The organism is Chromobacterium sphagni (assembly GCF_001855575.1).
GTDB classification, from domain to species: Bacteria; Pseudomonadota; Gammaproteobacteria; order Burkholderiales; family Chromobacteriaceae; genus Chromobacterium; species Chromobacterium sphagni.
Genome location: NZ_MKCS01000001.1, coordinates 1,646,640 through 1,659,701, shown reverse-complemented (window position 1 = coordinate 1,659,701; position 13,062 = coordinate 1,646,640). Strand labels below are relative to the sequence as shown.

Genomic DNA, 13,062 nt, shown 5'->3' with positions numbered 1-13,062 from the left:
GTCAGGCCGCGCGCAGGCGCGCCTGGAACAAAACTTGCAGAAGAGTGATCAGGCCGAGCGCGGCCACCGCCAGCGTCCAGGCGCCATTGTGGTGCAGCAGCACCGAGGCGGTGGCGGCGATGCCAGCCAGGCCTTGCTGCAGGAAGCCGCACAGCGCCATCGCGTGGGCGCCGTGGTCCTTGGCGTCGCTGACTGCGGTGGCCATACTGTTGGGGAACAGCACCGCCTGGCCGAAAATGGTCAGGCAATACAGGCCGATGAACAGCAACAGGCCGGGCCTGGCCTGCAGCACGCCCAGGTGCCAGCACAGCAGCATGGCGACGGTGGCCGCGGCCATCAGCAGCGCGCCGGTCCGCATCAGCTTCTTGCCGCCCAGCTTGGCGACGGTGCGGTTGACCACCATCGCGCCGCTGAAATAGGCCAGGCCTATCAGCAGGCCGACGTTGCCGAAGCTAGCCACCGCCAGGCCGAAGTGCTCCTGGAACACGAAGGGGCTGACTTCCTGCAGCGTCACCGTGGTGGCGAAGCCCAGGCCGCCGGCGCAGGCCGGCAGCACAAAGCCAGGCCGGCGCAGGATCTGCCAGTAGGGGCTGCCGCCGTGGCGCGCGGCCGCCGGCCGGCCGCCTTGCAGCGGCAGGCTCATGCTCAGCAGCGCGGCCAGGGTGCCGGTGGCAGCCATCAGCACGAAGCCCACCTGCCAGTGGCTGTATTCGCCGATCAGCCCGCCGATGAACTGGCCGCCGCCCAGCGCCGTGATGAAGGCGATGGACAGCACCGACAGCCGGCGCGCCAGCTCGTCGCCGCTCCAGTTGTCGCGGACGATGATGCGGGCGATGATGGCAGCGCCGCCGGCGGCGATGCCCTGCAGCACCCGCAGCGCCAGCAGCTCGGCGGCGCTGCCGACGGCAGCCAGCAGCGCGCTGCACAGCACGAACAGCGCCAGCGAAACCAGCAGCGGGCCGCGGCGGCCCCAGCGGTCGGCGGCCGATCCCCAGAACAGCACCGGCAGCGCGGCGCCGACGACGAAGCCGGAGATAGACATCTCCACCAGGCTCTGGCTCATTGCCAGCTCGCGCATCACCGCCGGCAGCGACGGCAGGTAGACGGTGGTGGCCATCTGCGCCATGAACACGATCAGGCAGCACAACACCATCACCCGCGCGGCCGGACGCGCCGCCTCCCGCGGGGCGACGGCGGTCTGAGCGGACGCCTTACTCATGACTGGCTCGCAGCTGCTTCAGGCAAGCGCCGAAGCGCTCGATCTCCGCCGCAGTCATATTGGCGCGGATCATGATGCGCAGGCCGGCGCGGCCCTTGGCGATCACCGGGAAGAAGATGGGCGAGGTGTAATAACCGTCTTCCAGCAGGCTCTTGGCATACAGGATGGTGCGCTCTTCCGAGCCGATGGAGACGAAGCGGATCGGCAGCGGATCGCCGCTGTTTTCCGATTCCACGTGCTGGTCGAACAGGCGGATATTGTCCTGCAGCTTTTGCTGCAGCGCCGGCAGCTCGGCGGACTTGTGCACAGCCACCGACTCGATGATGGCGCCCAGACCGGCAGTATTGATGCGCTGCGACCAGGTAACCGGGCCGCCGAAGCGAGTGGCCAGCTTGCGGCGCTCGGCGTCGCCGCGCGGCCCCAGGAAGATGGCGCCGCCGGAGGCGCCGAAACCCTTGTTCAGCGAGGTGACGATCAGCGTGCGGTCATTGATCGCGCCCATCTCCTCCAGCACCAGGCCGCGGCCCAGATGGCCCAGCGTGGACAGGCCGTGCGCCTCGTCGAAGAACAGGAACAGGCCGTACTTGTCCTGCAGCGCCAGCAGCTCTTTCACCGGCGCCATGCCACCGGTGCTGTAAACGCCGTCGGCAACATAGGCAACGCGGGCATGCGTCTTGCACAGGTCTTCCAGCGCGTTCAGATCGTTGTGCCGTATGGTTTGGATCTCGGTCTCGTCGGCGCAGATCGGCTTCATCATGTTCAGGCAGAAGTGGGCGTTCTTGTCGAACACCATCAGCGGCGCCACGTCGCCGGTCAGGGCGCCGGAAGCCAGCAACGGCAGCGTGGCGGCGGCCGCGGCGGCGCAGGACGGCACCGTCAGCGTCTCGGCATCCACCAGGCTGGCCAGCGCCTCTTCCGCCTGCTGCAGGATGTCGAACTGTACCCGGATACGCGAGATGGAGGTGTTGAGCGAGCCGGTGTTAATCACCGCGTCCGCCGCGGCGCGCAGGATGGCCGGGTGAGAGTCCAGCCCCAGGTAGGAGTAGGACGACATATTGGTGAATTGCCGGCCGCTGGCCACCGCCTCATGACGGCCGTTGCCCAAGTTGCGGGTGGCGATATTGGCCATGCCGGCCGCGGTGGTGACATCCCAGAAGCTGTTGCTCAGCTGGATGGCCTTTTTGATATTGGTGTATTGATGCATCGTCTGTAGCCCCATCTTGTGTTGATTGAAACGATTTGCGCTTCCCGCGCTGCCCTTATGCGCGGCCGCTGCGAAAAGGCCTGCCCCCGGATCTGATGTCGGGTGGCATATGAATTGCTCTTATATTACTTAAAAATAAAATACTTCATAGAACTATACCGAATGCATATTATCAGCATGCAAGCAGAAATTAAAGCGAACGTATGATTTTTGGCATAGCTTCGTTGGAGTGAGCGCAACAGGACGCGCGTGGCCGGCCATCTGGCGGCAAGATGCGGGAATCAGGCAGGTGAGAACGCCAGGCAGTGGAATGCCGACGAGGCCGTGGCGCGGCTTGAGGAGGGACAGGCCGGCAAGCTGGCAGCCTGCGCCAAGCGTTTTTCACCAAAACCATGTGCAACCACCGCCAGCAAAAGTCACTCCCCGGCAGCCTTGCCCTGGATAGCTGCAAACTCGTCCGCGGCTGGATGCAAGACCGCACAGACAAAATGCTGATGCTGGCGGATGGCTATCAGATTTACGCCATTGCGCTTGGCGACAAGATTCGACTAATAGACACCTCCACGATCAATGTGGATTGCAAGACTGGAGTTGACCCCATTCCGTGGGCACATCATTGTTTGTGTTCAAGGAGCCCAAGATGTCTAAAGTCCGACCGCCTTACCCCGCCGCATTCCGTCAGCAGACAGTCGAGCTCGTTCAGGCGGGACGCTCTCCCGCCGAGCTTTCCGTGAGTTCGGCGTTACCGCCCAGTCCATCATCAACTGGATTGGCCAGGCTGCCGTTGATGCCGGCAAACCTCTGCCCGGCAAGGACCGCCTGATCACGGCCGAACGCGAAGAGTTGGTGCGGCTGCGCAAGCAACTACGCCAAGTCCAGATGGAGCGCGATATCCTGGCAAAGGCTACCGCCTGGTTTGCCGGTCGCAGCGACGCGACCACCAACAAGTCTTCCGACTCGTAATGGCAAATCAAGCCAATTTCCCCGTGCGCGCCATGTGCCGCACTCTTGGCGTCTCCGCCAGCGGTTTCTATGCCTGGCGTGAGCGCCCACCTGCTGCTCGTAGCATCGCCAATGCCGTCATGACCGAACGCATCCGTCAAATTCATCGGGACGCCTACCCGTCTTACGGCATGCCGCGCGTGCGTGCGTGCTGAATTGCTGGAACAGGGCGTCTGTATCAGTCGGCAGCGCGTGGCATGTCTCATGCGTGACGCGGGCATTCGTGGCATCAGCAAACGACGTGGCTTTACCGTGACGACCCGGCGCGACAAGCGCCAGGCAGCAGCCAACGATCTGGTCAATCGGCGCTTCCACGCCAGCAGACCCAATCAGTTGTGGGTGGCGGATATGACCTATGTGCCGACCTGGGCCGGCTTCTTGTATCTGGCGGTGGTCATCTCTGGAGCCATCATGTCGTCGGTTGGGCCATGGGAGAGCATATGACCACTGACCTGGTGTTGATGGCGTTGAACATGGCGCTGGAGCAATGCAGGCCTGGTGGCGTCATTCACCACTTGGACCAGGGTAGTCAATACACAAGCTTGGTTTTCGGCGAGCGCTGCCGGCAGATGAAGGTACGACCTTCAATGGGAACGGCAGGAGACGCCTACGGCAATGCGATGGCGGAGAGTTTCTTTGCCAGTCTGGAAGGTGAGCTGATTGAGCGTAACAGCTTCCGCAGCAAGGCAGAGGCGCGGATGGCGGTGTTTACCTGGATTGAGGGTTGGTACAACCCCAGACGCCGCCATAGTGGTCTGGGCTATCTCTCGCCGATGAACTTCGAAAGAAGCTGCGCCGCGCTGTTTGATGTGACAGATGAGGTCAATGCAGAGGTGACGAGAGCCTGAAATGATTTGAAAATCAAACCACCAACCGTTCATGGAGTTGGGTCAACTTCATACCTATTTACCCGACGACGCTTGGTATCGGAAGTCTTCCGGCAACCTCCCCCTCATCTGCCCTTTTTACCATTCCCTTCTTTGGACCAGACGCCAGGCGGCCACCCGTCCTTCTACCATCCTCGACGCAGCACACAGCAAAAACATGGATCGGAATTCGCTCAGGAGACCGAGATGAAAAACCTAGGCAAACGATTCACGCTGGCGGTATCGGTGTGGATCATGCTGGCCAATGTTCAAGCGGCAAGCGCACAGGATTGCCCAAGCTGGACATCCGGCGTCATGTACCGGCAAGGAGAACAGGTGCTATATCTGTCGCGCGCCTTTACCGCCTTGCGCGATCACACAACGCCCACTGGGGCCAACTGGAATCCGCTAGACGCCACGTCGCTATGGCGCCATGGCGGGCAGTGCGCCAATGCCCTGCCGCACCCCTGCGGCGCCAACTGGCGCGAGGGGCAGGTGTATCTGGCTGGAGACGTGGCCAAATACCAAAACCAGCCCTACACCGCGCTCGCCAATCATTTGGCCCGGGTCGGCGCCAACTGAAATCCCGCCCAGGCCCCATCGTTGTGGCGGGCTGGCGGCATGTGCCAGCCTGTGGCTCTGGCGCTGGACGAAATCGCCAGCCCATCCAGCCTGTTCAGCTTCCATCTTCCCGCTGGCGACACTGCGCTGAAGATTGAGCAGGTATCCGGCCCCGCCTTGCTGTCTGTTCACCCCCAAAGCGGCAGCAAGGTCAATCTGATAACCGGGCCGGACAGTGGCAAACAGGAAATAGTCAGGTTGCGGATACAAGGACGACAGCGACAATATCTGGCGAGCTTCGGCCAGCTCACCCTAATCGGCCAGAGTCACGATTCGATGCTAGAGCCGGACGAAGGCGGCAAAATGGATGATCTTTCGGATCTCGCCGTCCTGCCATCCGCCACCACGCTGGGGACGACGCTGTCGGATCAGGCCGGCCCGCAGACCATCGCCCTGCGCTCGCCCAGCAACCGCCGGCTATCGTCCTTGCTCGCCACGCTGGACAATGGCAAAGACGCATTTGATCTGGGCGAGCACATCGCCCTGCAAGGCAATGGCCAGATCACGCTGCACACCGCCAAACTCAAACCGCTGCTGCTCCCCGGCCGCCTGCATGAGCTTTTCCTGTCCGGCTGGGATAGCCAGGGTTTGGGTTTGGTCATCGTGGCTAGCGCTCAGGAAAACGTCACGGAACAGCAGGAAAAAGAAGTCTCCATTCCCGTAGGCGTCAACAAAATCAACATCCAGGCCATAGTGCATACCAACGAATACCCGGACTACAGCTCCTCGCCTGGCAACCAGTTCAACAACTCCTGGCGTTACTGGTGGACATGCGCTGGCCAGCAATACCATCAGGCGGGACAGGTAAACAACAGCCACAGCAATAGAACCGTACGGCAATTCAGCCATAACCTGTCCCTGGATCCTAAACGCACCGCGCCGGCTCTGTGCCGGATAGGGGCTGCGGCGGTCAATATCGGCGATAGCATCGTCACCACCAGCGTCCACGTCCAGATTCAAGGCGAGCGTTTTTCCATCGACAAGTTTGAATACAAGAATGGGCTTTGGCTTGACGATTCCCGCGGCGGCAACCAGCACTACAACATGAGCCTGCCGACCCAACTGGGCCCGCAATTCGGCATCAAACGCCCCTGGGCCATGGAAATAACATATAGCCCCGCGGATACGCCCATTCGCAAAGTCGGACTGGATCTGCGCTATGACGGCAAACGTCTGCCGCTCACCAAAGATGCTTCCTTCTCCCTAAGCCGTCCCGGCCTGCTGAAAGTCAGCTACGCGGCTACCCAGCCTTTGCCGCTGCAACCCGTTGCCGGCCTCGCCCAGCTGGAAGCCGTCCTGTACTCGGACACGGATGGGGTTGAGCACAGCACGCAGCCGCAGGCGATGGCATTCCCGCTCACACGCAAAGACGCATTCCAGCCGCTGTTTGAAATCCGCAATGTGCTCAACCTGCCGGAAAACCGCCGTTATGGCCCCCGCGACGATGCGACAGGCGGAGATGGCTGGCTGCGCAACGACATGCTGAACCTGCTGGGCGCGCCCCCCATTCTTCCTCTGCTGGGTGACATTTCCGGCGAGCATGGCTGGCAGGATGCGGCTGGCAAAGCCATGGGAGCGCATAGCACGCACAAAGGCGGCTACGACGCCGACTTGCGCTATTGGGACGAAAACGGCCGCTGGGATGGGCCGATGCGCGGCGACAGCAATGGGGAGGAAATCGCACGCGTGGTGCAGGCCGCCAGGGCGGAGGTGAAAAACGGCGCTCCCGCGCAGCCCAATCTGAACCGGCTGGTCAACTGGGTCCGCTGGAACCGCAGCCAATTGAGCGCGCTGGAAAGCCGGCTCGGCCCGCAACTGCGCAAAATATATGTCGGCGACACAATCTGGTTTGCCCGGCCCTTACTGGAAGGGCGCTTCCCGGATAGCGTTGACATTCCGCTGCCGGGCGCGAATACGCCAAACAACATTCTGGGGCCTTGGCCCAACAAGTCAGCCAAGATCGTACCCACGGCAAACCACAATCATCACTTCCATATTCGGCTAGTCCCCTAGCCAGCAAAAAACCGGCATCGCGAAACCGCCCACCCGGCCGAATGACAGGGTGGGCTTTTCTTGAATTCGAAAACGAGCGTGGAAAACTCGCTGCCACCGCATCATCCAAACAGATGCGGGCACGCGGCATGACCGTCCGCCTCACAGAAATTGCCAGCACCCCCGCGGCTGACCGCGCCCGCCGACGAATCGCCCAAGTGCGCGGTAGTCGCCTTGCGTTCGCATGCCTAGTCCAGCACCCAGCGGCCATCCACCAGGCGCGTGTTCCAGCCGGCGTGGTCGGCGTGCGGGTGGGTCAGCAGCACATGGTTCACCTCGCCCGGCTGGATGCCCAGCATCGCGAGACGCTCCAGAAACGGCGTGGGCAAGCGGTGGAACATGGCGCTGAATGGCCGCTCTTTGCCATTGCCCAGACCGGTATCGATCAGGAACACCTTGCCGCCCAGCTCCACCACCCAGACGTGCACGCTCAAGCGTGTGATTTCCAACAGACTCCTTGGACGTAAAAAAGTCCAGGTCAGCAACATAGAACAATGGCATTCAGGTGTGTAAAGTATTCCTTTTGCTCAGGCAAACACATCTCAATACATCACTCCATGGAAAGGACAGGTCAAGCCGTCCTGGCAGGAGTGAAACAGCAAGGCGCGGCAGAATACATGGCACTCTCTTTAGCAGACAAAGTACTGCGCTATTGGCATAGCATTGAATTTTTCACTCATTTTGATTTGGAAAACACCATAGACGAGGCCAGGGAAAGCAAACGGCCGGAATTTCATCTGGATAGCCACGCGATACTGGACAATTGTTGGCAGCGATACCAGCAACGAAAATGGGATGTGTATCTGGCGGTTTTCGATACAGGACATGCCTGCCGCCAAGTCGCGGAACTGGTTAACGGCATGGATATCAGCAAGCTGATCCGACAGCGCGATGAGGAGATGGAGCCTGAAGGCCGGACTTGTTTTGCCAAGCTGCCGATCAGCTCAGACGGCGTGCCAAATTTCAAGAACCTCAGCGTTTCCACCCTGCCTTGGGCGCTGGGGAAATTGCTCCAAGGCGAGCTGGGCTCGCTATGCGCGGAAAGCTTTGAGCAGGCTGTCGAGGATTTGCGCCACCAGCTGGCATCCAGCTGGTCCTGCCTGGAAGAGCCTGAGTTCACAGCAGACTACCTGCAACAACTGGTGGCCATTGTGCGGCAATGGGCGGGAGATCCCGTAACGCTAACTTCTCCGGCCTGGATAGATATAACCGGCAAGCCGGAAAAAAAAGCGGCTTCCAGCCATGAGGCGCCGCCGCCGGGGAAAAGCGACACGGATGATGCGAATGAGGAAAACCTCCCCGTTCCCGACGAGCTGCCCATCCTCAACAGCTTCTATTTTCATGACCTGGTCTTTGCCCAAACGTCATTGCAACGCCAGCAGGCGCCAAATCCGCTCGAAACCTACTTGCGGTCCGAGGCCGTGCCCAAACTGGACCTGGAAAGCCCCGCAGGGGAAGCCCATATCCGCAACAGCCTGGATCCGCAAAACTTCAATGCCGGACGCTGGCCGTCCTCCCCCCATTTACTGCAATCCTTGATGCAGCAGTTTGCCATGAACAAACTGCTGGCCTTGCCTATCGGCGGGATCATGTCTGTCAACGGCCCGCCAGGCACCGGAAAAACGACTCTGCTGCGCGACCTGATTGCCGATCTCATCATCCAGCGCGCAACGGCAATGAGCAAACTGCACAAGGCGGCGGATGGCGTCAGCCACCAAACAGCGGCCATTGTCTTTGGCAACGGCACACAGCACACCATCCCGCTGCTGATCCCCGCACTGACCGGCTACGAAATAGTCGTCTGCTCCACCAATAATGGCGCAGTGGAAAACCTCTCACTGGAGCTGCCGCAACAAGAGGCGCTGGCGGAACCCTACCGCACAAGCCTGCAATACTTCCAGCCCGTTGCCACCAAATACGCCGGCACCCAGAAAAACCTTGCCTGGAAAACGCCAGCCAAGCCGGTATGGGGATTGATTTCCGCCGCGCTGGGCAACTCGGCCAATCGCAAACGCTTTGGCGATATCTTTGGTTATCGCGCCATTCAGCCCGACCAGAAGCCCGCCGAGCAGTTTCTGTCAAAAATCAAAGTAAACATGGATAGCTGGGAAGCGGAAGGAGCAATGAGCTTTTGGCGTTTCCGTGAAACCGCCGGCAAATCGGCGCCAAACTTTTACCAAGCCAAACAACGCTTTAAACACGCCAAGCAACAATACGAGACATATCTGGAATCGCTCTCCCAGCTTCGCCGACAATGGCTGGAGATCCTGCAGCTCTGGGAAAGCATAAGCCGAGACCTCATCTCCTTGCCCCCCTTGAACGCCGATGAGGAAAGCCGAGTCTTGCTGAGCGAACTCGATTTGCAAATCCATGCGCTGGCCAATAGGCAAATGCAACAGGAGCAGACACTGGGACCCAGATGGCTGCGCTGGCTATTCAAATGGCTACGCCAAGCGGAGTATCGGCAATGGCTGACCACCAAACACCAGGCCACGCAAATAAAGGCGCTGCATGCCGCATTGCGCCTGCTACAACGCCTGCAGGAAAAATGCGGGCCGGTGCAACTGTGCGATGGCAAGCCACTGGATAGCGCGCGCAACCAGGAAAAAACCTTTTGGCAAGGCTCCGCATACAACCAGCGCCGCAGTGAACTCTTTATCGCCGCGATGGAGCTGCATCAGGCATTTGTGCTGGAGGCCACCAGTACTACAACCCTGTTCGCCATGAACAGCCTGCTCAGTAAACGGATAAGTTCGGGGCCAGCTATCGCGCTGTGGCAATGGTTTTTCCTGCTGACACCGGTAGTATCCAGCACCTTTGCCTCCGTCCGGCGCCAATTCCGTGGCGTGGATGCCGGCAGCCTGGGTTGGCTGGTGGTGGACGAAGCGGGCCAGGCCGTGCCGCAAGCGGCAGTTGGCGCCATTCTTCGTTCCCAACGCACGGTGGTGGTGGGTGACCCGCTGCAAATTGAGCCGGTCGTCACCATGCCCAGCAAACTGGTAGACAAGTTGGGCGAGTATTGGCTGCAAGATCAAGCCCGCCATTACGCTGTCAACCTGCAATCGGTGCAAACCCTGGCAGACCGCGCGCATGGCTACGGCGTCAGACACCCCCATCAGGAAGACCAATTTATCGGTATCCCTCTGGTGGTGCACCGCCGCTGCGATAATCCGATGTTCGAAATCGCCAACACCATCGCCTACCGCAATCGCATGAAACACGGCAAACCGGGAAAGATTAGCCCGCATCCAATACTTGGTCTTAGCGACTGGTGGAGCGTGCCGGGCCACGCCACCGAAAGCAAATACGTGGCCGAGCAAGGTGAACGCGTGTTTGCCGCGCTGATCAAGCTTTATCTGGCAGAGGTAGCGCAAGGCAAAAACACTTTACCGGATGTCTATGTGATCACTCCATTTCGGGAGGTGAAGAATGGCCTGCTCAGGCTGCTGCTAGACAAAAAGCAATGGCAGCAACGCCTGAGCAAACATAATCTGCCGCCGCCATCCAAGCTATCGGACTGGCGCAACAATATCGGCACCGTGCATACCTTTCAAGGCAAGGAAGCAGACATCGTTCTGTTTGTCTTGGGATGCGACCAAACCCGCATGGGAGCAGTCGCCTGGGCCGCCAGCCAACCCAATCTACTGAATGTGGCGCTTACCCGGGCCAAAAAACACTGCTATATCATTGGCGACAAGACATTATGGAGCGGCCAGCGTTACTTTGACGTCGCTGCTGCCAAGCTGGCCAAGGCAGCCACTCAAGTACCTGTAGCGGCCAACGTCAGTGGCTAAGTTCGCCATTTTCGCCCTTGCATTCGGCCCGCCCCTGATGACCTTGCGAGATCGCCCAGACAAGGCCGGGGTCACGGCAAAAACTGCAACAATCGCCAACAAAGACCTGGCCGCGCAGGCGAAAAACCAGGACAGCGGCGTGAACCGTTGCCCTGGTTTTTTTGTCGCCGCGCAGCCTTGACCCCTGCGGGTTTACAGCCTGAACCGCCCGATCAGCGACTCCAGCTCCTCGCCCAGCCGCGCCAGCGCCACGGTGGCCTGCTGCGCCTGGTGGATGGAGCCGTCGGTCTGCAGCAGCATGGTGTGGATGTTTTCGATATGGCGGGCGATTTCCTGGCTGGCGCTGGACTGCTCGGCGGTGGAGGCGGCGATGTCGCCCACCGACTGCACCACTTGCTGCGCGTGGCCGCTGATTTGCTGGATGGATTGCGAGGATTCGCCGGCCAGCCGCACGCCCTGGTCCACCTGCTGCAACACGCCGCCCATGCTGTCGGACGCCTGGGAGGTGTCCTGCTGGATGGTCTGGATCACGCCGGAGATTTCCAGCGTGGCCTTGGCGGTGCGTTCCGCCAGCTTGCGCACTTCGTCGGCCACCACCGCGAAGCCGCGCCCCTGTTCGCCGGCGCGCGCCGCCTCGATGGCGGCGTTGAGCGCCAGCAAATTGGTCTGGTCGGCAATGTCGCGGATCACCGACACGATGCCGGAAATCTGGTCCGAGCGCTGCTGCATGCCGCCCAGCACCTCGGCCAGCGTGCGCACGGTACCCGCGATGCGCCCGATCTCCTGCGCGGTGGCGTCGACATTGGCGGCGGCCTGGCCGGACAGGGCGTCGGCCTCGCGCGCGCGCTGTTCCGCCAGCCGCGCCGATTCGGCGATGTGGGTGACGCTTACCGATAGCTGCTCCACGCTGGCGGCGGTGGCGTTGGCGGCTTCGGCCTGGCGGGCGGAGCTGCCACGGATCTGGTCCACCTCGCCGGACAGCTGGCGCACCGAACCCAGCACGTCGCCGGCGTGGCGGCGCACTTCCAGCATCATGCCGCGCAAGGAGCCGGTGAAGGTGTTGAAGGCGCGGGCGGCCTGGCCGATCTCGTCGCGGCTGGCGATGGACAGCGCGCGGGTGAGGTCGCCGCTGCCGGAGGCCAGCTCGCTCATCGCCGATTGCAGCCGGCCTAGCGGGCGCAGCAGCTGGCTCAGCGTCGCGCCCAAGAGCAGCAGGATCAGCGCCAGAATGCCCAGGCTGATCAGCGCCGATTGCCAGCTGGCCGCGCGCACCGGAGCGAAGGCCTCGTCCAGCGGGATGGAGATGCGCACCGCCCACGGCATGCCGGCCTCGCCTATGCTGATGGGCATGATGAAGTGGCGGTAGCCGTTAGCGCTTTCGTATTCCGCCGGCTGGCCGTTCTTGATCGCCGCCTTGGCCTCGGCCGGCAGATCGGCCGCCGGCTTGCCGTTGAGCGCCGGCTCGCGGCCGGCTAGTTGCACGCCGCCGTTGGAATACAGGCTCATGAAGCCGTTCTGGTAGGGTTTGACCTTGGCCGCCATCTCCTGCAGATGGCCCAGCGCGATGTCGCAGCCGGCAACGCCCAGCACCTTGCCATTGAGGATCAGCGGGAAGGACAGCGTGCCCATCAGGATTTTCACGTCCGGGTCGACATAAGGTTCGGTTAGCATCGGCTTGCCGGTCTTGCGCGGTTCGGTGTAGTAGGCGCTTTCGTCTACGCCGTCGCTGCCCCACACCACGTCCACCTTGCCGCCCTTGCGGAACCAGTACACGCCGTAGCGGCCGGTGTGGTCGTTCTCCGGCTTGCCGGCCAGTTCCGCGTCGCGGCCGTCGAAAGCGTTGGGCTCCCAGTCCACCCAGTAACCCACCGCGTCCGGATTGTTGGGCAGCTGGCGGTGCACCACCTCGGACAGCAGCGAACGGCCGTTGGCCGGCAGCGCGGCCTTCACGCCCACCGCCGCCTCCGCCATCGCCTGGGCGGAGTCGTAGGTTTTGCCCAGCATCCGCTGCACCCGGCCGGCCTCGCTGTCCGCCAGCAGGCGGGCGTGGTCCAGCACGGCGTTTTCGGCATTGCGGTAGCTGTTGTAGATATTGGCGCCGGCCAGCACGGTAAAGCCGATCAGGATCAGCAGGCCGGAACCGGCCAATATCTTGCCTTTGATGGTGGTAATCATTCATCTCCCTTTGCCTGGCCAGGCGCCGCATGCGCGGCGGACGCGGACGGCAGATGCCAGCCCTGCCATATAGCATTTGCACGTTTCTTGATGGCGCGACCGTCTGACGGCATGCCCCAGCCCCGAAGG

Annotated in this window: 8 protein-coding genes and 1 pseudogene; 5 read left to right on the top strand and 4 right to left on the bottom strand. The window is 61.5% G+C overall.

From position 1 onward, the window contains the following. Position 1: 1 nt before the first annotated feature. Both BI347_RS07890 and BI347_RS07885 read right to left on the bottom strand, forming a co-directional pair. Positions 2 to 1,219, bottom strand: a complete 1,218-nt coding sequence (locus BI347_RS07890; protein WP_071111853.1) for an MFS transporter — start codon at positions 1,217 to 1,219, stop codon at positions 2 to 4. Continuing rightward, a complete protein-coding gene (locus tag BI347_RS07885) occupies positions 1,212 to 2,423 on the bottom strand; it encodes an 8-amino-7-oxononanoate synthase family protein (RefSeq protein WP_071115661.1) in 1,212 nt (403 codons plus the stop codon). Before BI347_RS07885 ends, BI347_RS07890 begins: the two co-directional genes overlap by 8 nt. Before the next feature lie 640 nt (positions 2,424 to 3,063). Between BI347_RS07885 and BI347_RS07875 the strand changes: the two are divergent. The 3 genes and pseudogenes from BI347_RS07875 (at position 3,064) to BI347_RS07865 (ending at position 6,925) form a co-directional block, all read left to right on the top strand. After that, positions 3,064 to 4,273 (top strand): annotated as a pseudogene (locus BI347_RS07875) (IS3 family transposase). A 225-nt stretch (positions 4,274 to 4,498) separates the two neighbouring features. Beyond that, positions 4,499 to 4,873 carry a carbohydrate-binding protein gene (locus BI347_RS07870; protein ID WP_071111851.1) on the top strand — a complete coding sequence of 125 codons (375 nt, stop codon included), beginning with the start codon at positions 4,499 to 4,501 and terminating at the stop codon, positions 4,871 to 4,873. Between the two features lie 51 nt (positions 4,874 to 4,924). Next, entirely contained in the window at positions 4,925 to 6,925 is a 2,001-nt protein-coding gene (locus BI347_RS07865; protein WP_139167193.1) for a hypothetical protein, read from the top strand. A gap of 227 nt (positions 6,926 to 7,152) precedes the next feature. Here BI347_RS07865 and BI347_RS07860 read toward each other — a convergent pair whose 3' ends face one another. After that, positions 7,153 to 7,413 (bottom strand): MBL fold metallo-hydrolase, encoded by a 261-nt coding sequence (locus BI347_RS07860; RefSeq protein ID WP_204378016.1) that lies wholly within the window; start codon positions 7,411 to 7,413, stop codon positions 7,153 to 7,155. 141 nt (positions 7,414 to 7,554) lie between these two features. Here BI347_RS07860 and BI347_RS07855 point away from each other — a divergent pair, with 141 nt between their 5' ends. Further along, the gene (locus BI347_RS07855) at positions 7,555 to 10,758 is read left to right on the top strand and encodes a DEAD/DEAH box helicase (RefSeq protein WP_158020756.1); all 3,204 of its coding nucleotides are present in this window, start codon (positions 7,555 to 7,557) and stop codon (positions 10,756 to 10,758) included. Then, positions 10,751 to 10,939, top strand: a complete 189-nt coding sequence (locus tag BI347_RS07850; protein WP_071115659.1) for a hypothetical protein — start codon at positions 10,751 to 10,753, stop codon at positions 10,937 to 10,939. The genes BI347_RS07855 and BI347_RS07850 overlap by 8 nt, the downstream gene beginning before the upstream one ends. Positions 10,940 to 10,950: 11 nt before the next feature. Here BI347_RS07850 and BI347_RS07845 read toward each other — a convergent pair whose 3' ends face one another. Continuing rightward, positions 10,951 to 12,933 carry a methyl-accepting chemotaxis protein gene (locus BI347_RS07845; protein ID WP_071111847.1) on the bottom strand — a complete coding sequence of 661 codons (1,983 nt, stop codon included), beginning with the start codon at positions 12,931 to 12,933 and terminating at the stop codon, positions 10,951 to 10,953. Positions 12,934 to 13,062 lie beyond the last annotated feature (129 nt).